General features: G+C 61.4%; 21 protein-coding genes and 1 riboswitch. Of the genes, 6 read left to right on the top strand and 15 right to left on the bottom strand.

Features of this window, described 5'->3' with window-relative positions; genetic code table 11:
- The 4 genes from moaD to moaA all read right to left on the bottom strand — a co-directional run bounded on the left by moaD (position 1) and on the right by moaA (position 2243).
- Positions 1 to 246: a molybdopterin synthase sulfur carrier subunit gene (moaD, locus tag MHZ97_RS01625; RefSeq protein WP_103794910.1), complete on the bottom strand. Its 246-nt coding sequence runs from the start codon at positions 244 to 246 to the stop codon at positions 1 to 3.
- Positions 239 to 721: a cyclic pyranopterin monophosphate synthase MoaC gene (gene moaC / locus MHZ97_RS01620; protein WP_103794911.1), complete on the bottom strand. Its 483-nt coding sequence runs from the start codon at positions 719 to 721 to the stop codon at positions 239 to 241. Before moaC ends, moaD begins: the two co-directional genes overlap by 8 nt.
- Positions 722 to 724: 3 nt before the next feature.
- Positions 725 to 1240, bottom strand: a complete 516-nt coding sequence (gene moaB, locus MHZ97_RS01615; protein WP_103794912.1) for a molybdenum cofactor biosynthesis protein B — start codon at positions 1238 to 1240, stop codon at positions 725 to 727.
- 16 nt (positions 1241 to 1256) lie between these two features.
- Entirely contained in the window at positions 1257 to 2243 is a 987-nt protein-coding gene (moaA, locus tag MHZ97_RS01610; protein ID WP_224481519.1) for a GTP 3',8-cyclase MoaA, read from the bottom strand.
- Positions 2233 to 2367, bottom strand: a riboswitch (molybdenum cofactor riboswitch). It overlaps the preceding gene by 11 nt.
- 179 nt (positions 2368 to 2546) lie before the next feature.
- Here moaA and yvcK point away from each other — a divergent pair.
- Positions 2547 to 3452: a uridine diphosphate-N-acetylglucosamine-binding protein YvcK gene (yvcK, locus tag MHZ97_RS01605; protein ID WP_103794914.1), complete on the top strand. Its 906-nt coding sequence runs from the start codon at positions 2547 to 2549 to the stop codon at positions 3450 to 3452.
- 4 nt (positions 3453 to 3456) lie between these two features.
- Here yvcK and uvrB read toward each other — a convergent pair whose 3' ends face one another.
- Positions 3457 to 5478: an excinuclease ABC subunit UvrB gene (gene uvrB, locus MHZ97_RS01600; protein WP_224481520.1), complete on the bottom strand. Its 2022-nt coding sequence runs from the start codon at positions 5476 to 5478 to the stop codon at positions 3457 to 3459.
- 889 nt (positions 5479 to 6367) lie between these two features.
- On the opposite strand from uvrB, the gene MHZ97_RS01595 reads away from it, so the two are divergent.
- Positions 6368 to 7090 (top strand): ABC transporter ATP-binding protein, encoded by a 723-nt coding sequence (locus MHZ97_RS01595; RefSeq protein WP_103794916.1) that lies wholly within the window; start codon positions 6368 to 6370, stop codon positions 7088 to 7090.
- A gap of 3 nt (positions 7091 to 7093) precedes the next feature.
- Here the strand turns inward: MHZ97_RS01595 and bioD are convergent, their stop codons facing one another.
- From bioD to bioB, 4 genes are read right to left on the bottom strand one after another with little or no spacing between them, the layout of a single operon-like run.
- Positions 7094 to 7762 (bottom strand): dethiobiotin synthase, encoded by a 669-nt coding sequence (gene bioD, locus MHZ97_RS01590; protein ID WP_103794917.1) that lies wholly within the window; start codon positions 7760 to 7762, stop codon positions 7094 to 7096.
- A complete protein-coding gene (bioC, locus tag MHZ97_RS01585) occupies positions 7759 to 8514 on the bottom strand; it encodes a malonyl-ACP O-methyltransferase BioC (protein WP_239312694.1) in 756 nt (251 codons plus the stop codon). Before bioC ends, bioD begins: the two co-directional genes overlap by 4 nt.
- A complete protein-coding gene (gene bioF / locus MHZ97_RS01580; RefSeq protein WP_239312697.1) occupies positions 8495 to 9637 on the bottom strand; it encodes an 8-amino-7-oxononanoate synthase in 1143 nt (380 codons plus the stop codon). The genes bioC and bioF overlap by 20 nt, the downstream gene beginning before the upstream one ends.
- Complete coding sequence (gene bioB / locus MHZ97_RS01575; RefSeq protein WP_103794920.1) at positions 9637 to 10668, bottom strand: biotin synthase BioB; 1032 nt, start codon at positions 10666 to 10668, stop codon at positions 9637 to 9639. Before bioB ends, bioF begins: the two co-directional genes overlap by 1 nt.
- A gap of 87 nt (positions 10669 to 10755) precedes the next feature.
- Between bioB and bioA the strand changes: the two genes are divergently transcribed.
- A complete protein-coding gene (gene bioA / locus MHZ97_RS01570) occupies positions 10756 to 12048 on the top strand; it encodes an adenosylmethionine--8-amino-7-oxononanoate transaminase (RefSeq protein ID WP_103794921.1) in 1293 nt (430 codons plus the stop codon).
- Positions 12049 to 12134: 86 nt separating this feature from the next.
- Positions 12135 to 12611, top strand: a complete 477-nt coding sequence (locus MHZ97_RS01565) for a kinase inhibitor (RefSeq protein ID WP_103794922.1) — start codon at positions 12135 to 12137, stop codon at positions 12609 to 12611.
- A gap of 46 nt (positions 12612 to 12657) precedes the next feature.
- On the opposite strand, the gene MHZ97_RS01560 is transcribed toward MHZ97_RS01565, so the two are convergent.
- On the bottom strand, positions 12658 to 13602 hold the full coding sequence (locus tag MHZ97_RS01560) for an Rpn family recombination-promoting nuclease/putative transposase (protein ID WP_239312700.1): 945 nt from the start codon (positions 13600 to 13602) through the stop codon (positions 12658 to 12660).
- A gap of 135 nt (positions 13603 to 13737) precedes the next feature.
- On the bottom strand, positions 13738 to 14736 hold the full coding sequence (gene pgl, locus MHZ97_RS01555; protein WP_239312703.1) for a 6-phosphogluconolactonase: 999 nt from the start codon (positions 14734 to 14736) through the stop codon (positions 13738 to 13740).
- Positions 14737 to 14893: 157 nt separating this feature from the next.
- Between pgl and MHZ97_RS01550 the strand changes: the two genes are divergently transcribed.
- Positions 14894 to 15712 (top strand): pyridoxal phosphatase, encoded by an 819-nt coding sequence (locus MHZ97_RS01550; protein WP_103794925.1) that lies wholly within the window; start codon positions 14894 to 14896, stop codon positions 15710 to 15712.
- Here MHZ97_RS01550 and modC read toward each other — a convergent pair whose 3' ends face one another.
- The 4 genes from modC to MHZ97_RS01530 form a co-directional block, all read right to left on the bottom strand.
- A complete protein-coding gene (gene modC / locus MHZ97_RS01545) occupies positions 15713 to 16771 on the bottom strand; it encodes a molybdenum ABC transporter ATP-binding protein ModC (protein WP_239312705.1) in 1059 nt (352 codons plus the stop codon).
- Positions 16771 to 17460 carry a molybdate ABC transporter permease subunit gene (gene modB, locus MHZ97_RS01540; protein ID WP_103794927.1) on the bottom strand — a complete coding sequence of 230 codons (690 nt, stop codon included), beginning with the start codon at positions 17458 to 17460 and terminating at the stop codon, positions 16771 to 16773. The genes modC and modB overlap by 1 nt, the downstream gene beginning before the upstream one ends.
- Positions 17457 to 18230 carry a molybdate ABC transporter substrate-binding protein gene (gene modA, locus MHZ97_RS01535; RefSeq protein ID WP_239312708.1) on the bottom strand — a complete coding sequence of 258 codons (774 nt, stop codon included), beginning with the start codon at positions 18228 to 18230 and terminating at the stop codon, positions 17457 to 17459. Before modA ends, modB begins: the two co-directional genes overlap by 4 nt.
- A 134-nt stretch (positions 18231 to 18364) precedes the next feature.
- Positions 18365 to 18517, bottom strand: a complete 153-nt coding sequence (locus MHZ97_RS01530; protein ID WP_033751635.1) for an AcrZ family multidrug efflux pump-associated protein — start codon at positions 18515 to 18517, stop codon at positions 18365 to 18367.
- Between the two features lie 134 nt (positions 18518 to 18651).
- Between MHZ97_RS01530 and modE the strand changes: the two genes are divergently transcribed.
- Positions 18652 to 19434 carry a molybdenum-dependent transcriptional regulator gene (gene modE, locus MHZ97_RS01525; RefSeq protein ID WP_239312722.1) on the top strand — a complete coding sequence of 261 codons (783 nt, stop codon included), beginning with the start codon at positions 18652 to 18654 and terminating at the stop codon, positions 19432 to 19434.
- Positions 19435 to 19461: the final 27 nt, after the last annotated feature.

Below are 19461 nucleotides of genomic sequence, written 5' to 3'. Positions count from 1 at the left end.
CTAACCTCCCGTGACCGGCGGGAAAAACGCCACTTCGTCACCGGCCTTCAGCGGATGTGACATCGGCACCAGGGTCTGATTTACGGCGGCCAGCAGTTTGCCCGGCTCCAGCGCCAGCGCCCAGCGATCGCCTTTTTGCGCCAGCGCAGCGCGCAGCGTCGCCACGTCGGGAAAGTCGGCGGGCATCTCCAGCGCGCTGGTGCCTGCCAGCTCGCGCACCTGGGCAAAAAACAGCACCTTAATCATGGGCCACCGCCTGGAAATCGCCGGACTTGCCGCCGCTTTTGCTCAGCAGGCGCAGCTGATCAATAACGATATCTTTCTGCACCGCTTTACACATGTCGTAAATGGTCAGCGCCGCCACCGACGCGGCGGTGAGCGCTTCCATTTCGACGCCGGTTTTGCCGCTCAGGCGGCAGAGAGAGGTAATGCGCACGCGCTGATGTTCCGGCTCGGCGACCAGGTTAACTTCAACTTTGCTCAGCATCAGCGGATGACAGAGCGGGATCAGCTCCCAGGTGCGCTTGGCGGCCTGAATGCCGGCGATGCGCGCCGTGGCGAAGACATCGCCTTTATGGTGGCTGCCGTCGACGATCATCTGCAGCGTCTCGGCGGCCATCAGCACCAGCGCCTCCGCGCGCGCCTCGCGCACCGTTTCCGCCTTGGCGGAGACGTCGACCATATGGGCTTCGCCCGCGGCATTAATATGTGTCAGTTGCATGGCTTACAGCTTCTTTAGGTGTGAAACGAAATTACAGGGGCCGGTGCGGGCGTCGATCTGGTCGGCGATAATGCGCTCCCAGGCGCTCTCGCAGGCGCTGGTGGAGCCCGGCACGGCGAAAATCAGCGTGCCGTTAGCCATACCGGCGACGGCGCGCGACTGCAGCGTCGAGCCGCCGATATCCTCCCAGGAGAACATGCGAAACAGCTCGCCGAAACCCTCAATTTTGCGATCGAACAGCGGCTCAATCGCCTCTGGCGTATTGTTCTTCGCGTTAAATCCCGTGCCTCCGTTGATCACCACCACCTGCACATCCAGGCTGGCGATCCAGCGCGACACGATGGCGCGAATGCGGTAGCGATCTTCAGCGACGATGGCGTGATCGACCACCACGTGACCCGCTTCGTGCGCGGCAGCGCGCAGATAATCGCCGGAGGTGTCGCTGCTGGCGTCGCGTCGATCGGAAACGGTCAGCACCGCCAGGTTGACCGGAATAAATTCACCCGTAGATTTGCCCATTGGCTCGCTCCTGAGATTAACCGCCGATAAAGGAAAGGTTCTGCGTGATGCCGGTATTCCCCTGATGCAGGAAGTGCGTCTGCTTCTTCGCGCCCAGGCTGTGCGCGATACGCGCCTGCAGCTCCCCCTGCTGCGCGTCAGAAACCAGCAGATCGCGCAGCGGCACGCCGCTGTCGCCAAACAGGCAAAGGTGCAGATTGCCGTGCGCCGAGACGCGCAGACGGTTGCAGCTGGCGCAGAAATCACGCGAATAGGGCATAATCAGGCCGATCTCGCCAACGTAGTCAGGGTGATAAAAGACCTGAGCCGGACCGTCGCTGCGGCCGCGTTCGCGGCGCTGCCAGCCCTGCGCCACCAGCTGGTCGCGGATCACCGCGCCAGAGACGTGCTGCTGGCGGAACAGCGCGCCGCCCTCGCCTGTCTCCATCAGCTCGATAAACCGCAGCTGAATCGGGCGCGTGCGGATCCAGTCGAGAAAGGTTTGCAGACTGCGGCTGTTGAGGTCGCGCATCAGCACGCTGTTGACTTTGACCTGCTGGAAACCCGCGTCGAAGGCGGCGTCGATGCCCGCCATCACCTGATGGAACTTATCCTGTCCGGTAATGGCGTGGAACTGGCGCGCGTCGAGACTGTCTACGCTGACGTTCAGCGCCGTCAGCCCGGCATCGCGCCAGGCGGCGACGTCACGCGCCAGCCGATAGCCGTTGGTGGTAACGGCGATCTGACGAATGGCGCGGTTTTCCCGCACGGCGGCGATAATATCGGTAAAATCGCGACGCAACGACGGCTCGCCGCCGGTCAGACGCACCTTTTCGGTGCCGGCCGCGGCGAAAGCGCGCGTAACGCGTCGAATTTCATCGAGTGAAAGAAAGCTTTTGTTGCGCACGCCCTGCGGCTTGTAGCCGTCGGGCAGGCAGTAGGTGCAGCGGAAGTTACAGACATCCGTCACCGAGAGACGCAGGTAATAAAACCGACGTGCAAATGCATCAGTAAATTGTGACACCAGAACACCTTTTCCAAATACGGGAGATGCAGGCATTTCTTTCTGCACCCTGGCAGCGCGTCGGCTGCGGCCTGCACCCCCTATCATTTGACTTAGGCGTACAGGCTTTGAGTGTATGTCGCCCACATGGACGACATGGTTGGCAAATGGTAGCGCGAATTTGGCTGCTCTGCCATCCACTAATTTCGCTGTATATATTGATATACAACGTTTTTTCGCCGCATTTTCGCGGCAGTAGCGTTAATATGGCCCGCTAAAAAAGATGCCGTTACGGTTAGTCGGCAGCGGGTGTAAAGAGGAAATATGAACCGAACTTTGTCAGACCTCGATCGCGTGGTGGCGCTGGGCGGCGGACACGGGCTGGGACGCGTGATGTCCGCCCTGTCGCCGCTGGGCTCGCGCCTGACCGGCATTGTCACCACCACCGATAACGGCGGCTCTACCGGGCGCATTCGCCGTTCAGAAGGCGGTATCGCCTGGGGCGACATGCGCAACTGCATCAATCAGCTCATCACCGAGCCGAGCGTCGCCTCGGCGATGTTTGAGTATCGCTTTACCGGCAACGGCGAGCTGTCCGGGCATAACCTGGGCAACCTGATGCTGAAAGCGCTGGACCACCTTAGCGTCAGGCCGCTGGAGGCGATCAATATTATTCGCAACCTGCTCAAGGTTGACGCCTTTCTTATCCCGATGTCGGAGCAGCCGGTCGACCTGGTGGCGTTAGACAGCGAAGGCAATATGGTTTACGGCGAAACCGACATTGACGCCATGCAACAGCCGCCGCAGGAGCTTATGCTGCACCCGAACGTCACGCCGACGCGCGAAGCGCTGGAGGCGATCGCCGAAGCGGATCTGATTCTGATCGGACCGGGCAGCTTTTATACCAGCCTGATGCCGAGCCTGCTGATGGAGGAGATGGCGCGCGCGCTGCGCCGTACGCCCGCCACCATGGTGTTTATCGGCAACCTGGGGCGCGAGCTGAGTCCTGCCGCCGCCAGCCTGACGGTGGCGGATAAGCTGGCAATGATGGAGAAATATATCGGCAAGCGGGTCATTGACGCGGTGGTGGTCAGCCCGGCCGCCGATACCGCCGGCGTGGAAGATCGCCTGATCGTCCGCGAGCCGCTGGAGGCCGCCGATATCCCCTATCGTCACGACCGCCAGCTGCTGCGCGTGGCGCTGGAACACGCCATCCAGCGATTTAGCTAAGCCGCTACGAGGCGGCGATAAAGAGTTCGCGCAGCTGATGCAGCTTGTCGCGCACGTTCGCCGCCTCTTCGAACTCCAGGTTTTGCGCATGCTGCTGCATCTGCGTCTCCAGCTCGTGGATCTTCTTCTGCAGCGCCTGGGGCGTCAGCGCCAGATAGCTGGCATCCGCCTCGGCGGCACCGCGGCTGCTGGCTTTGGCTTTGCCGCGCGTCTTGATGACGTTCTGACCCAGCTCGAGGATATCGGTGATCTTCTTGTTGAGCCCCTGCGGCACAATGCCTCTTTCCTCGTTGTACTTCTGCTGCTTCTCGCGACGGCGTTCAGTCTCTTCAATGGCGCGCGCCATGGAGTTAGTGATCTTGTCGGCGTAGAGGATCGCCTTGCCGTTAACGTTACGTGCGGCGCGTCCGATGGTCTGGATCAGAGAGCGTTCTGAACGCAGGAAGCCCTCTTTGTCCGCATCGAGGATCGCCACCAGCGACACTTCCGGCATATCCAGCCCTTCGCGCAGCAGGTTGATCCCCACCAGCACGTCGAACTCGCCGAGACGCAGATCGCGGATGATCTCCATACGCTCGACGGTATCGATATCTGAGTGCAGATAGCGCACCTTCTCGCCGTGCTCTTCAAGGTATTCGGTAAGATCTTCCGCCATACGCTTGGTCAGCGTCGTCACCAGCACGCGCTCGTTGAGGGTAACGCGCTTGCGGATCTCCGACAGCAGATCGTCCACCTGAGTCGCCACCGGACGCACCTCCAGCAGCGGATCGAGCAGGCCGGTAGGACGCACCACCTGATCGATCACCTCGCCGCCCGACTTCTCCAGCTCGTAGTTGCCCGGCGTCGCCGAGACGTAGATAGTCTGCGGCGCCAGCGCCTCAAACTCTTCGAACTTCATCGGGCGGTTATCGAGCGCGGAAGGCAGGCGGAAGCCATACTCCACCAGCGTCTCTTTACGCGCGCGGTCGCCTTTATACATGCCGCCGATTTGCGGAATGGTAACGTGCGATTCATCGACGATCAGCAGCCCGTCCGCGGGCAGATAGTCGAACAGGGTCGGCGGCGGCTGGCCCGGCCCGCGCCCGGAGAGGTAGCGCGAGTAGTTTTCGATGCCCGAGCAGTAGCCAAGCTCGTTCATCATCTCCAGATCGAACTGGGTGCGCTGCGTCAGGCGCTGCTCTTCCAGCAGCTTATTGTTCTCCAGCAGCACCCGACGGCGATCCGCCAGTTCAACTTTAATATCTTCCATCGCCTGCAGGATACGTTCGCGCGGCGTAACGTAGTGCGTTTTGGGATAGATCGTAAAGCGCGGCACGGTGGAGAGAATCTGTCCGGTAAGCGGATCGAACAGCGACAGCCGCTCGACCTCTTCATCGAACAGCTCGACGCGCAGCGCGGTATCTTCCGACTCCGCCGGGAAGATATCGATCACCTCGCCGCGCACGCGGAAGGTGCCGCGCTGAAACGCCTGGTCGTTGCGCGCATACTGCAGCTCCGCCAGACGGCGCAGAATGCTGCGCTGATCGATAATCATGCCGCGCGTCAGGTGCAGCATCATTTTCAGATAGAGATCGGGATCGCCGAGGCCGTAAATAGCGGAAACTGACGCCACCACGATCACGTCGCGACGCTCCAGCAGCGCCTTGGTCGCCGACAGACGCATCTGCTCAATATGTTCGTTTACCGAGGCGTCTTTTTCGATAAAGGTGTCGGAGCTCGGCACATAGGCTTCAGGCTGGTAGTAGTCGTAGTAGGAGACGAAGAACTCCACCGCGTTATCGGGGAAGAACTCTTTCATCTCACCATAGAGCTGCGCCGCCAGGGTTTTGTTGGGTGCCAGCACCATCGCCGGCCGGTTGAGATCGGCAATAACGTTGGCGACGGTAAAGGTCTTGCCGGAGCCGGTTACGCCGAGCAGCGTCTGATGGGCAAGACCATCCTCCAGCCCCTCTTTGAGGCGACGAATCGCCTCTGGCTGGTCGCCGGAGGGCTGAAAGGCGGAATTTAGTTTAAAGACTTTACTCATGAGATGCGGTTCCTGCTGAAGAATGCGGCGGCTAGCCGAGTCATTTTACTCTGCCGTGGCGATTTTGCCAGAAAATAATACTGGATAAATCACCAGTAACGCGGCACATTAGCAGGCTGGCGCCGCGCTGCGTCTCTTTCGCTGTAACAGTGCGACAACATTTTTGCCGTTGCGCAAGGTTATCCCCAGCCGGAGCGGATTTATAACATTTGTCAAGAGACCGTCATTAAATTTCAGCCGTAATACGCAGCGGAGAATTCTCAGGCTTGTTTTTTATTAACTATCTGTTTTATATATAAATAATCCAAAAGCCCAGTTTCTCAGCATTATGTAACCAGGCCGCGTATTTCCTCGCTTGCGCTCTGTTTTCACTGTCTAATGCACAAGGTTATCCACAGGAATGGTGGATAACTAAAGGCAGCCCTTTCGCCATCGGCTGTGCATAATTTTTTGTTGTTAAGCCGCCCGCGTGAAAAAAAATTTTTTCCGCTTAAATTCCCGCCGAAAACGTGGCGGTTAGCTATGCTTTTTCAGCCTGGCGCTGAATTTTCAATCAGCCACGACCCACTTTAAGACCAGCTAAATTCAACAGGCTGCCTTGTCACAGCCCTGTTGCACCAGAAACGTTAACGCATCAGCACCGTGAAAGTGCAGCACCCTGATTACCTGAAGCAATTGTTAAGCATTTTTCATCTTTTCCCGGCTAATTGTGCCCCGCTGAAGCTTTAACTGCCTCAGGACGATTCTGGCCCGGTAATTGCAATGTTTATCGGGAGAGTTGAGGGAAGTAAGGCAAGGCGACATTCGCGATAGCGCCACCGTTGAAGACTTGTTTGCCAGACGTCAAAGAGCGGAAGCATTCAGGCAAAATCTGCAAGAGGAGAGTCAGATGCTGAGTTTACGTTCGGTGAATCAGTTTTATGGGCAGAACCATATTCTGTGGGATGTGGATCTCGACCTGCCGCCCGGCACCTGCACCGGCGTGCTGGGGCGTTCGGGCATGGGGAAAACCACGCTGGTAAACTGCATTATGGGTCGCCTGCCAGTTAACAGCGGCTCGATGACCTGGCAGGAGGATGGCTTTCCGCCGCGCGATCTGCTGCTACAGCCGGCCGAGCAGCGCGCGCGCATGGGCATCGGCTATGTGCCGCAGGGACGCCATATCTTCTCGCAGATGAGCGTGGAGGATAATCTGCTGATCGCCCTGCTGGCGGGCAGCGGTCAGAGCGAAAAACCACACGTGATCCCCGAGATGGTGTTCGACCTGTTTCCGGCGCTCTATTCGCTGCGACAGCAGCGCAGCGGCGAATTGCCGGTTGACCAGCAGCAGCAGCTGGCGCTGGCGCGTGCGCTGGTGCTGCGTCCCAGACTGCTGATTCTTGACGAGCCCACCGACGGCATGTCGCCCTGGCTGGAAGAGGAGATGGGCAATCTGATCCGCCGCCTGAATCTGGATTACGGCCTGACCGTGCTGCTGCTGGAGCAACGCGTCTCGCTGATCCGCCGCGTCGCCGACTACTTTCTGCTGCTGCACCGCGGCCGCAACGTCGCGCAGGGGCGCGTGGCGCAGCTGGACGATCTCACCGTCAACAAGTGGCTGACGGTGAGCTGAACGCTAGCGGGGCAGCGTTACGAAGCGGCCGCAGTCCGCCTGCGCCGCCGCGTCGGGCAGCCAGGGGATTTCGCCGAGAAACGGGGCGGGAATACGCTGTTTCAGCGTCGCCATATAGGCCTGATGCCGCTTGCCCGGCGGTTCGATATCGTTGGCGATCCAGCCCGCCAGCCGCAGGCCGCGCGCCTGCACCGCATCGGCGGTGAGCATGGCGTGATTAATGCAGCCCAGTTTGACCCCGACCACCAGAATGACCGGCAGCTGCTCCTGCGCAACCCAGTCGGCGTAGGTTTGCGTCTCTGACAGCGGCGTATACCAGCCGCCTGCCCCCTCGACCAGCACCCACTCCGCCTGCGCCTCCAGCGCGCGCAGCCCGCTTGAGAGCGTGTCAAAGGCGATAGGCCTGCCCTCTTCCGCGCTGACGATATGGGGCGCTGTCGGCTCGATAAATGCCAGCGGATTGACCTGCTCATAGCGCAGCGCCAGGCTGCTGTAGCGCTGCAGTGCCAGCGCGTCGCTGTTGCGCGCCCCCTCTGGCGTGACGTCGCAGCCGGACGCTACCGGCTTATAGCCGGCGGTGCGGTAGCCCGCCGCGCTCGCCGCCTGCAGCAGCGCGCCGCTGGCGACGGTTTTGCCGACCTCGGTGTCGGTACCGGTAATAAACCATTTCATCGTTGCGTGACTCCAAAAAGCAGTTGATAGGTCAGACGGTAGCCCTGCGCATCGCGCGGCCACAGCGCTTCGAGCCGCGCCAGCCGCTGCCGCGTCAGCGGCGCGCCGTCCCGGCCCTGGTGCAGATGCGTGGCGCCGATGCCCTTCAGCGATCGCATCGCGCTCAGCGCGCTGGGAAAATGCATCACCTGCGTCTGACGGATAAAGCAGAGATTGAGACCGGCACCTGCCGCGCGCACCCGATCTTCAGTTAAAAAGCGATTGGCGTGCTCGCCGACGCCCAGCGGGCGCCAGGCGTCGTGCACCTCCTGCAGCGAACCGGCCAGCAGCGTTGAGAAGAGCATGACGCCGTCGGGACGCAGCACGCGAGCGAACTGCTGCAGCGCGGTGCGCAAATCGCTGCTCCACTGCACCGCCAGATTACTCCAGACGCAATCGACGCTCTGGCTCGCCAGCGGCAAGGCGTCGATATCGCCCGCCAGATAGCTGCTCGCCGCGTCGAGGCTGCGCGCCTGCCGCAGCATCTGCGGCGAGAGATCGAGCGCCACGACGCGCTGCCCGCGCTGTTGCCACAGGCGGCTGTACCAGCCGGTGCCGCAGCCCGCGTCGAGCAGATCGCCCTTGACCAGGGGCGGTGCCAGCGCCAGCAGGGCGTCGCCGCAGCGGCGCTGCAGCTCGGCGTGCTGTTCGTAATGGCCCGCCGCGCGGCCAAACGCGCGCGCTACCGCCTCTTTATTCACCCGCAGCGTCATGCAGCGCCTCCAGCAGTGCGTCGATATCCTCTGCCCGATGGGCAGCGGTCAGGGTAATGCGCAGCCGCGCGGTGCCGGGCGGCACGGTCGGGGGGCGAATGGCGCTGACCCAGCAGCCCGCCTGCGCCAGCCGCTGCGACAGCGCCAGCGCGGCGCCGTTGTCGCCGACGATCAGCGGCTGTATCGCGCTGTCGGACGGCATCAGCGACCAGGGCAAGCCCGCCGCGCCGCGGCGAAAGCGCTGAATATTGTCGCTGAGCCGCTGACGCAGGGCGTCGCCGCGCTGCACCTCGCCCAGCGCCGCCAGCAGCGCACTCGCCTGAGCGGGCGGCATCGCCGTGGAGTAGATAAGGTGACGGGAGAACTGCAGAAAATAGTCGGCGGTGGCGTCATCGCACAACAGCGCCGCGCCGCTGACGCCGAAGGCCTTGCCAAAGGTGACCACCAGCAGCTCCGGCTTAACACCCTGCCGCCAGCAGCTGCCGCGCCCCTGCTCGCCCACCACGCCGACGCCGTGGGCGTCATCCACCAGCAGCCAGCCGTCGGCGCGGCGGGCAGCGGCGGCGATCTCCGCCAGCGGCGCGCTGTCGCCGTCCATGCTAAAGATCCCCTCGGTAATCACCAGGGTTTCGCCGTCGCACGGCGACGCCAGCCGCTGCGTCAGGCTTGCGACATCGTTATGGTGAAAGCGGCGCAGCGTCGCAGGCGTATGGCCCGCCGCATCAAGCAGCGAGGCGTGCGCCAGCCTGTCGGCGATAATGCGGTCCTGTTTCTGCGCCAGCAGATGCACAATCGCCTGATTGGCGGCGAAGCCGGAGATAAACAGCAGCGCGCGCGAATAGCCGAGCCAGTCGGCGAGCTGCGCCTCCAGTTCGCGGTGGCGTTCGCTGTAGCCGGTGACGTGGCTCGACGCGCCAGCCCCCGGCGCCCCCTGACGCCAGCCGGCGATCACCGCCGGATGCTGGCTCAGGCCGAGATAGTCGTTGCTGGAGAAGTGGCGATACAGGTTGCCCTCAACCTGCAGCGTGCGGGTATCGTTGCGCGCTACCAGACGGCGCTGCCGCCAGCCATCAGCGGCGCGGCGCATCGCCAGCGCCTGCGCCATACGCGTGGAGAAGCTCATTACAGCGCCGCGTTATAGAACTGTTCTGTGTCGGCGTGGAACAGCTGCTCGCTCAGCTGCTGCTGCTGTTCGTTATCGCCGTGTGCGGTGTGGGTATGTTCCGGGTTAAGGCCCAGCTTGCGGAACAGCAGCAGGTCTTTATCCTCTTCCGGGTTCGGCGTGGTGAGCAGCTTGCAGCCGTAGAAAATAGAGTTGGCACCCGCCATAAAGCACATCGCCTGGGTCTGCTCGTTCATCTGCTCGCGGCCCGCTGAGAGGCGTACGTGCGAGGTCGGCATCATGATGCGCGCCACGGCGATGGTGCGAATAAAGTCGAACGGCTCGACGTCGTCATTGTCCGCCAGCGGCGTGCCTTTGACCTTTACCAGCATATTAATGGGCACGCTCTCCGGCGGCGTCGGCAGGTTCGCCAGCTGCACCAGCAGTCCGGCGCGGTCGCTTACGGTCTCACCCAGCCCGACGATGCCGCCCGAGCAGACTTTGATCCCGGCGTCGCGCACTTTGCCGAGCGTATCCAGCCGCTCCTGATAGCTGCGCGTGGTGATGATGCTGCCGTAAAATTCCGGCGAGGTGTCGAGATTGTGGTTATAAAAATCGAGCCCGGCGCCCGCCAGCCGCTGCGCCTGACTGTCGCTTAGCGTGCCAAGCGTCATGCAGGTTTCCATTCCCAGCGCTTTTACGCCCTGCACCATCTGCTCCAGATAGGGCATGTCGCGGTCGTTAGGGTTTTTCCACGCCGCGCCCATGCAGAAGCGGCTCGATCCCGCCGCTTTTGCTTTGCGCGCCGACGCCAGCACCTCCTGCACCTCCATCAGCCGCTCGGACTCAAGGCCGGTTTTATAGCGGGCGCTCTGCGGACAATATTTGCAGTCTTCCGGGCAGGCGCCGGTTTTAATCGACAGCAGCGTGCTGACCTGAACCTGACGCGGGTCGAAATGCTGGCGGTGCACCTGCTGCGCCTCAAACATCAGCTCAAGAAAAGGTTTATCAAACAGCGCCTGCGCCTGCGCCAGAGTCCAGTGTTGTGCCATTGCCTACTCCAAAAAAAGGGTGTCATCCCGACAGTTAACGTGGTTATACTTGTAAACTAAATCTTTTTATTTTGGTTTACAACTACCATGTTCACCTCTCAGGACGCCGAATTTGACCGCCAGCACATCTGGCATCCCTATACCTCAATGCGCGATCCCTTGCCCTGCTACCCGGTGGTTGCAGCGCAGGGCACGCAACTGCAGCTGGCTGACGGCCGCGAGCTGGTGGACGGCATGTCCTCCTGGTGGGCGGCGATCCACGGCTATAACCACCCGCGCCTGAACAAGGCGATGCAGGATCAGATGGCGCAGATGTCGCATGTGATGTTCGGCGGCATTACGCATCCTGCGGCGGTGAAACTCTGCCGCCAGCTGGTGGCGATGACGCCCGCCGCGCTGGAGTGCGTATTTCTCGCCGATTCTGGTTCGGTCGCGGTGGAAGTGGCGATGAAGATGGCGATGCAGTACTGGCTGGGCCGCGGCGAAACGCGCCAGCAGTTTCTTACGCTGCAGCGCGGCTACCACGGCGACACCTTTGCGGCGATGTCGGTGTGCGATCCCGATAACTCGATGCACAGCCTGTGGCGCGGCTATCTGCCGATGCACCACTTCGCCGCCGCGCCGCAGTGCCGCTTTGACGATCCCTGGGACGAGCGCGACGCGGATGACTTTGTCCGCCTGATTGAGCAGCACCATGCGCAGCTTGCCGCGGTGATCCTTGAGCCCATCGTGCAGGGCGCGGGAGGAATGCGCTTCTATCATCCGCGCTATCTGCAGCGGGTGCGCGCCTGCTGCGATCGCTATGATGTGCTGCTGATCGCCGACGAAATCGCCACCGGCTTCGGCCGCAGCGGCAAACTTTTCGCCTGCGAACATGCAGAGGTGACGCCCGATATTCTCTGCGTCGGCAAGGCGCTGACCGGCGGCATGATGACGCTGGCAGCGACCCTGACCACGCGCCGCGTCGCCGAGGCTATCAGCGACAGCCCGGCGGGCTGTTTTATGCACGGGCCGACCTTTATGGGCAATCCGCTGGCGTGCGCCGTCGCCGCAGAGAGCCTCGCGCTGCTTAACGAAGGCCACTGGCCGCAGCAGGTGGCGCGCATTGAGCAGCAGCTGCGCGACGAGCTGATGCCGCTGCGCGCTGCGCCGCAGGTGGCGGATGTGCGCGTGCTGGGGGCGACTGGCGTTGTTGAGACGCGTCGTCCGGTGAATATGGCCGCGCTGCAGCGCTTTTTCGTCGAGCGCGGCGTCTGGATCCGTCCCTTTGGCCGCCTGATCTATCTGATGCCGCCCTATATCATCACGCCGCAGGCGCTGCGCCAGCTCACCCAGGCGATTGCCGAGGCGCTGACGCAGGAGGCGCATTTCAGCGCGTAAACGTCGCTAACTGCTGGAACCGCCTCTGTTTTTCGCTAAGATGGAAAGCGTTCATACTGAAGGTTCATGACAACCGAGGAGAGAAGATGCGCGTTTTCAGCAATGACTTTAACGACGGCGACAAAATGCCGGAGCGCCAGGTGTTTAACGGCATGGGCTACCAGGGAGATAACATCTCTCCGCACCTGGCGTGGGACGATGCGCCGGAAGGCACCAAAAGTTTCGTTGTGACCTGTTTCGATCCCGATGCGCCGACCGGTTCCGGCTGGTGGCACTGGGTGGTGGTAAATATTCCCGCCAGCACCCAGCTGCTGGAGCAAGGCGCCGGTTCCGGCCAGGCGATGCTGCCGCAGGGGGCGCTGCAGACGCGCACCGATTTCGGCAAAGCGGGCTACGGCGGCGCAGCGCCGCCGCAGGGCGAAAGCCATCGCTATATTTTTACCGTGCATGCGCTGGATGTAGAGACGATTGAGGTAGACGCCGAGGCGAGCGGTGCCATGGTCGGCTTTAACGTGCACTTCCATGCGCTGGCGAGCGCCAGCATTACGGTGAACTATTCGTAACGGATTTGAAGGCGGCGCGCGATAAGCGGCGCCGCTACGCCAGCGATTAGTGACGGATTTGCGCCAGCTCCGCCTCGCTCAGGCCGGTCGCTTGCTGGACCGACTCGCTGGCCATGCCCATCTCCAGCAGGCGTCGCGCGACTTCAAGCTTGCCCTCGTTGCGGCCCGCCTGACGGCCAAGCTGGATGCCTTTTTCCATCCCTTTTTCCATCCCTTTTTCGATACCTTTCTGTTCAAGCTGTTCTGCAATAGTCATCAATTCCTCCTCCTGCTGCGGCATCCGCTGTGCCAGCTCGCGAACAAAAGCTTTGGCGTCTGAGGTTTCGCCAGCCTGAAGAATGTAGTGTATCAGCGATATTAACTGCGATGAAGAGAGATAGCCGGCCAGAAGGATGGACGCCAGCTTGTCCAGAATCTCGATTAAGTCGCGTTGATGAATATGCTTTTGCAGCAGCGTCAGCGCGGCCATCGTGCGATGACCGGCAATCTCTTCATCAGGTATCACGGTGACGTCTACCAGCGGAAACGCGCTGCCGTAGAGCCCCGCCGCCAGCGCCGGATCGCTGAACTCATCCAGCCAGCAGGTTGACCAGGGATAGGGGCGGCGCTTGCCCACGTAGAACAGCACCGGTATCACCAGCGGCAATTTTTTATGACCGGCATCGAGATGGCGCTGCATAGCGGCTACCGCATAGCGCAGCAGCCTGAATGCCATATGTTTATCCGGCGTGGACTGGTGCTCAATCAGCACATAAACATAGCTGTCATCGCCGGCGGTGGTTTTCAGGCTATAGAGCACGTCGCTGATATAGTGTCGCAGATCGTCCTCAATAAACGAGCCGGACTCCAGCTTTAGCGTGCTGAGATCGCAGACGGCGCGCAGTTCAGGCGGAAGGTGGATTAACATAAAATCGCGGGCGATTTCCGGCTGGGCGAGAAACTGCCGGAACGCAGCGTCGTGCGGGGTGGGCGTGCGGTTTTTCTTCTTCATCGTTCCTGACTCCGAAAAAAACAATCCGCCTATCCTGTCACAGCCTGAAGGGGTCGATATTGATCCTGCCGCGGCCTCCTGCCATTTAGCTAAAGGCGCGCGGGGCCGCGACCCCGCTGCACCTGAGTTATCTGCTTAGTCGAGCTGGTGGATCACCACCCACATCGGGCCCTGGCCTACCGCGTAGCGCGCCAGCGGAGTCAGCAACCCTTGTGGCTCGCTGATGCGGTACACTTCGATATGGTGCGATTTCTGGCCTGCCGCCACCAGATAGCGCCCGCTGTTATCGATATTAAAGCCGCGCGGCTGGGTTTCGGTCGGCTGATAGCCCTCGATAGAAAGCAAGCCGCCATCTTCGCTGACGCTGAACACCGTAATGGTGCTGCTGGTGCGATCGCAGGCGTAAAGGAAGCGGCCATTGGGCGTCAGATGGATATCCGCCGCCCAGCGCGTTTCGTTAAAGCCAGGCGGCATCATGTCCAGCGACTGCACGCGCTCAACTTCCCCGCGCGCGTTGCTCAGCGCCCAGACGTCGACGGTGCTGTCGAGCTCGTTGACGCAGTAGGCGTAGTTGCCGTTGGGATGAAACGCCATATGGCGCGGGCCCGCGCCCTCTACCGTGGTGACCTGCGCCTGCGTGCGCGGCGCCAGCGTGCCGTCAGCGCTCAGCGAATAGAGGCAGATGCGATCCTGCTTCAGCGCCGGGACGAACAGCGTCTGATTGACGTTGTCGATATTGGCGGAGTGGCAGCCGTCCAGCTCGCGGATCACCTGCGTCGGCGCCTGCGGCAGGCCATCTGCGCCAATCGGGCTGACGCTGACGCAGGCGTCGTTATAGGAGCCGCAAAACAGGTAGCTGCCGGTGCGATCGGTGGAAATATGGGTCGGACTGCCCGGCAGCGGCGCTTCGCCCGCCTCGCTCAGGGTGCCGTCAGCGGCAATGCGGAACGCCAGCACGCGGAAGTTCGGGCGCACGCCGACGTAGAGAAAATCTTTTTTCGGGCTGACCATCATCGGCTGAACCTGGCCGGAAACGTCAGTTACCTGCAACAGCGAAAGCGCGCCCTCTTCATCTAACCGCCACGCGTGGATCTGCTGGCTCTCGGGACTGGCGGTATAAACGACTTGTTTCATGCATTCTCCTTGTTCGCAGCCTGTCAGTTTATGTCTGTGGCTCACTGTAGCCTGTTTTGCCACGGTGCGCCGGAATCATTTGTGCCCTGCTTTTTGTCTCAGGCCCGCGCCCGGGTGTAGACTCGATGCCTCTTTAATCCTTCAGACGGAATAAGCCATGAGCTATCGCGTAATCGCCCTCGATCTTGACGGCACACTGCTGACGCCCGCAAAAACCATCCTGCCCCAGTCAATCGAGGCGCTGAAGCGCGCTCGCCAGGCTGGCGTAAAAGTGGCTATCGTGACCGGCCGTCACCACTGCGCCATCCACCCTTTTTATCAGGCGCTGGAGCTTGATACACCCGCAATCTGCTGCAACGGCACCTATTTGTATGATTATCAGGCAAAAAAGGTGCTGACTGCCGATCCGCTGGATAAGGATCAGGCGCTGCGCGTCATTGAGATGCTGGATGCGCACCAGATTCACGGCCTGCTCTACGTCGACGATGCGATGCTCTATCAGACGCCAACCGGCCACGTAACGCGCACCCTGAAATGGGCTGAATCACTGCCGCCGCATCAGCGTCCGCTGTTTGTTCAGGTGCCGAACCTGGCGCAGGCGGCGCGCGACGCACAGGCGATCTGGAAGTTCGCGCTTTCCCATGAAAACACCGCCGAACTGCAGCAGTTCGCGACGCACGTGGAAGCGGAGCTGGGACTGGCGTGCGAATGGTCGTGGCACGATCAGGTGGATATTGCACAGCGCGGCAACAGCAAAGGCAAGCGGCTGGCGGAGTGGGTCGCCTCACTGGGCCTGACCATGCAGGACGTTATTGCCTTCGGCGACAACTACAACGATCTCAGCATGCTGGAAGCGGTCGGGCTGGGCGTGGCGATGGGCAATGCCGACGAGGCGATCAAGGCGCGTGCGAAGCAGGTGATCGGCACCAACCTTGAGCCGGGCATCGCCGCGGTGATCGAGCAGCAGCTGCTCTAGTCAGGCGGCGACCGACACGCTTTTTATCTGGGCATAGAGCCACTGATCCGGCCGAATGCCCAGCTCATCTCGCGCCCAGGGCGAAATGCGCGCCCAGAGTTCGCTGACGCCGATGCGCAAGCGAACCTCGACCTGATCGCCCACCTCAAGCAGCTCCACCACCTGCGCCGGCAGTATATTGCGTATTGAACTGTGCTGCGGCTGCTGCAGCGCCAGCGAGACGTCCGCCGAGGCGATGCGGATGCGCAGCACCGTTTTTACCGGATAGTTAACCCGGCTTACCCAGATATGCTGGTTGCCAAGCGACAGCGCGCTCATGGGATAGTCGGGATGATGCTCCAGCACCTGCACGCGCAGCACGCTGGTCAGCTCGCTTACCGGCAGCCAAGGCCGCATCGCGCTGCTGCTCCAGACCTTCTCCAGCGGGCCGAAAGCCTTAACGCCGCCGCGATCAAGCACCAGCACGTTCTCCGCCAGCTGTAAAATTTCATCCAGGCTGTGGGTAACGTAGAGCACCGGAATATCGACCTGCTTCGCCAGCTTCTGCAGATAGGGCATCAGCTCGCGCTTGCGCGGCAGATCGAGCGAGGCGAGCGGCTCGTCCATCAGCAGAATATCGGGCGCGCTCAGCAGCGCGCGGCCAATGGCGACGCGCTGCTTTTCACCGCCCGACAGCGACAGGGGAAAGCGATCCAGCAGCGTTTCCAGCCCCAGCAGCGCCACCAGCGCATCGAACTGCCCTTTCATCGCGGGCGACATGCCGTAGTGCAGATTGCCGCGCACGCGATAGTGTGGAAAGAGCCGTGCATCCTGAAATACATAACCGACGCGGCGTTTTTCCGGCGGCAGCATTACGCCCTTTTCTACGTCGAGCAGCACGCGGCCGTTCAGCGCAATCGTGCCGCGCTGCGGCTGCGTCAGACCGCTGATGGCGTTAATCAATGAGGTCTTGCCGGCGCCGGAGACGCCAAATAGCGCAGTAATCCCCTTCGCCGGGATCTGCGCGTCGATATCGAGCTGGTGATCCCCCAGCCGCTGTGAAAAATTCAGCGTCAGCATCAGGCACCCATCCTTTTACGGCCCCAGCGCGCCAGCCATTCTGAAATCAGCAGCGACAGCAGCGCCAGCGCGATGGCGATAACGCAGAGCCGCGCCGCCGCCCCCTCAGCGCCGGGGGTTTCAATCAGGGTAAACATCGCCAGCGGCAGCGTGCGCGTCTCCTGTGGAATATTAGAGACAAAGGTAATGGTAGCGCCGAACTCACCCAGCGAGCGGGCAAAGGCCAGCACGGTGCCGACGATAATGCCGGGCAGGGTCAGCGGCAGCGTGATGGTGAAGAACACGCGCCAGCGCCCGGCGCCGAGGGTACGCGCCGCCTGCTCCAGCCGCAGATCCACCGCCTCCAGCGCCAGCCGGATGGCGCGCACCATCAGCGGAAAGGCGATCACCGCCGAGGCGAGCGCCGCGCCGCGCCAGCTAAAGGCGAAGCTAAAGCCGAACCAGTCATAGAGATACTGGCCAATCACGCCGCGCCGGCCCAGGCCTATCAGCAGCAGATAGCCCACCACCACCGGCGGCAAGACCAGCGGCAGATGAATAATGCTGTCGAGCAGCGATTTGCCTGGAAACTGGCAGCGCACCAGAATCCAGGCCGTAAGGATGCCAAACGGCAGGCTGAACAGCACCGCGATGCTGGAGACTTTCAGGCTAAGCACCACTGCCTGCCATTCGGGATCGCTGAGTATCATGCTTTTGGGGAGAATCCGTACTGTTTGAATACCGCGGCCGCCTGCGGCCCTTTCAGATAGTCATAAAACGCCTTTACCGCGGCGTTGCTATGCCCTTTTACCATTGCCATCGGGTATTCCACCGGCTTATGGCTGTCAGCCGGGAACGTGCCGACCACCTGAACTTTCTCGCTGGCCACCGCGTCCGAACCATAGACGATGCCGTAGGGCGTCTCATTGCGCTCAACCAGCGCCAGCGCGGCGCGCACATTATTGGCGCGCGCCAGCGACGGCGAGAGCTGCTCCCAGGCGCCCAGCTTCTGCAGCGCTTCCTGCGCGTAGATGCCGGCAGGCACATGGTCTGGATCGCCGACCGCCAGCCGCTCGCCTTTCAGCAGGCTTTGCCAGTCGGTCTGCTGATTCAGCGTCACCGACTGCACGCCGGCGCTGCGCGGCGCCACCAGCACCAGCTCGTTGCCGAGCAGGGTCACGCGCGTGGTCTCCTCCATGCTCTTTTTCGCCACGGCGTCATCCATCCACTGCTGGTCCGCTGAGATAAAGAGATCGGCGGGTGCGCCCTGCTCAATCTGGCGCGCCAGGGTAGAAGAGGAGGCGAACGACGAGACCACCTCCACGCCGGTTTTCTTTTTATACTGCGTCGCAATCTCCTGCAGCGCGTTAGTCAGCGACGCGGCGGCGAAGACGGTAATTTTTTCAGCAGCAACCGCCTGACCGGCCAGCGTGACGCTCAGCGCGGCGGTAAGGCCCCAGCAACAGGATCGGAATGACATGGTGTTCTCCAGTTATGCGTTGTGTAAGTGATGATACAACGCGCGCCAGAACAGCGTGAAAAAATTATCGGCAGGAAAAGAAGAAGGTTGAGCAGGCACAATAAAAAACGCCCGCTCAGGCGGGCGTCGGGGAATTAACGGGTAGAGCGTGAAGCGTGTTCGCGGCGGCCAAATTTCGAGATGACGTTGAACACCTCGCCCAGACCATAAATCAGGCCCAGCATAATTGCCATCACCACCGGCACCATAATCACCGCCACAGCAAGGCTTTTTAACAGTTCCAGCATGGAAGTCTCACTCAGCAAAGCAAAAAAGTGATTGTAACGTCTGAGGAAAAAAACGCACTGCCCTTTTCGTGCTTTTACTTTTTGCGCCGCTCCCCGCTATGATCGTTGCATTTACCCGTTCTGGAGACGCCACTATGCAGGCTGAACTATCCCTGTCCATCCGGCTGCAGCAGAAGCTGTTCGCCGATCCGCGCCGCATGATGTTACTCAAGCGCATCCGCGAAACCGGCTCTATCAGCCAGGGCGCAAAGCTGGCGGGCATTAGCTACAAAAGCGCCTGGGATGCGATCAACGAGATGAACCAGCTGGCTGACGACGTGCTGGTGGAGCGCGCCACCGGCGGCAAAGGCGGCGGCGGCGCGCGGCTGACGCGCTACGGCGAACGGCTTATCCAGCTGTTTCAGCTGCTGGAACAGATTCAGCAAAAGGCGTTTGACGCGCTGCAAAACGACGCGGTGCCGCTCGACAGCCTGCTGGCGACCATCGCACGTTTCTCTCTACAGACCAGCGCGCGCAACCAGCTGTTCGGCACGGTCGTGGCCCATGACCAGCAGCATGTGGTACAGCATCTTCAGGTTCAGCTGGCCGACGGCGTCACCCAGCTAAAGGTGGCGCTGACCGAGCGCAGCGTGGCGCGCCTGCAGCTTGAGGCGGGCAAAGAGGTGCTGGTGCTGATCAAAGCGCCGTGGATTCAGATCAGCCGTGAAGCCTCTCAGGGGGATAATCAGCTGAGCGCGCAGGTAAGCCAGATTGAACCCGGCGAGCAGATGAGCGAAGTGCTGATGACCCTGCCGAGCGGCGAAACGCTCTGCGCCACGCTCACGAACCAACAGGTGCAGCAGCAGGATCTGCAGCCGGGCGCGCGCGTCACGGCGAGTTTTAATGCCGAACACGCGATTATCGCTACGCTGCTCTGACCTGCGCGCCATGATTTGACTTCCCTG

The sequence above is a fragment of the Pantoea sp. ACRSC genome, assembly GCF_022346785.1.
Classification (GTDB): Bacteria; Pseudomonadota; Gammaproteobacteria; order Enterobacterales; family Enterobacteriaceae; genus Pantoea; species Pantoea alvi.
The sequence above is the reverse complement of the archived record's forward strand: the minus strand, read 5'-3'. Positions and strand labels throughout refer to the sequence as shown.

What these genes read in the sequence shown, in the direction of transcription:
- moaD (WP_103794910.1), bottom strand. Translation starts at nt 246, where the DNA reads ATGATTAAGGTGCTGTTTTTTGCCCAGGTGCGCGAGCTGGCAGGCACC.
- moaC (WP_103794911.1), bottom strand. Translation starts at nt 721, where the DNA reads ATGCAACTGACACATATTAATGCCGCGGGCGAAGCCCATATGGTCGAC.
- moaB (WP_103794912.1), bottom strand. Translation starts at nt 1,240, where the DNA reads ATGGGCAAATCTACGGGTGAATTTATTCCGGTCAACCTGGCGGTGCTG.
- yvcK (WP_103794914.1), top strand. Translation starts at nt 2,547, where the DNA reads ATGAACCGAACTTTGTCAGACCTCGATCGCGTGGTGGCGCTGGGCGGC.
- uvrB (WP_224481520.1), bottom strand. Translation starts at nt 5,478, where the DNA reads ATGAGTAAAGTCTTTAAACTAAATTCCGCCTTTCAGCCCTCCGGCGAC.
- MHZ97_RS01595 (WP_103794916.1), top strand. Translation starts at nt 6,368, where the DNA reads ATGCTGAGTTTACGTTCGGTGAATCAGTTTTATGGGCAGAACCATATT.
- bioD (WP_103794917.1), bottom strand. Translation starts at nt 7,762, where the DNA reads ATGAAATGGTTTATTACCGGTACCGACACCGAGGTCGGCAAAACCGTC.
- bioC (WP_239312694.1), bottom strand. Translation starts at nt 8,514, where the DNA reads ATGACGCTGCGGGTGAATAAAGAGGCGGTAGCGCGCGCGTTTGGCCGC.
- bioF (WP_239312697.1), bottom strand. Translation starts at nt 9,637, where the DNA reads ATGAGCTTCTCCACGCGTATGGCGCAGGCGCTGGCGATGCGCCGCGCC.
- bioB (WP_103794920.1), bottom strand. Translation starts at nt 10,668, where the DNA reads ATGGCACAACACTGGACTCTGGCGCAGGCGCAGGCGCTGTTTGATAAA.
- bioA (WP_103794921.1), top strand. Translation starts at nt 10,756, where the DNA reads ATGTTCACCTCTCAGGACGCCGAATTTGACCGCCAGCACATCTGGCAT.
- MHZ97_RS01565 (WP_103794922.1), top strand. Translation starts at nt 12,135, where the DNA reads ATGCGCGTTTTCAGCAATGACTTTAACGACGGCGACAAAATGCCGGAG.
- MHZ97_RS01560 (WP_239312700.1), bottom strand. Translation starts at nt 13,602, where the DNA reads ATGAAGAAGAAAAACCGCACGCCCACCCCGCACGACGCTGCGTTCCGG.
- pgl (WP_239312703.1), bottom strand. Translation starts at nt 14,736, where the DNA reads ATGAAACAAGTCGTTTATACCGCCAGTCCCGAGAGCCAGCAGATCCAC.
- MHZ97_RS01550 (WP_103794925.1), top strand. Translation starts at nt 14,894, where the DNA reads ATGAGCTATCGCGTAATCGCCCTCGATCTTGACGGCACACTGCTGACG.
- modC (WP_239312705.1), bottom strand. Translation starts at nt 16,771, where the DNA reads ATGCTGACGCTGAATTTTTCACAGCGGCTGGGGGATCACCAGCTCGAT.
- modB (WP_103794927.1), bottom strand. Translation starts at nt 17,460, where the DNA reads ATGATACTCAGCGATCCCGAATGGCAGGCAGTGGTGCTTAGCCTGAAA.
- modA (WP_239312708.1), bottom strand. Translation starts at nt 18,230, where the DNA reads ATGTCATTCCGATCCTGTTGCTGGGGCCTTACCGCCGCGCTGAGCGTC.
- MHZ97_RS01530 (WP_033751635.1), bottom strand. Translation starts at nt 18,517, where the DNA reads ATGCTGGAACTGTTAAAAAGCCTTGCTGTGGCGGTGATTATGGTGCCG.
- modE (WP_239312722.1), top strand. Translation starts at nt 18,652, where the DNA reads ATGCAGGCTGAACTATCCCTGTCCATCCGGCTGCAGCAGAAGCTGTTC.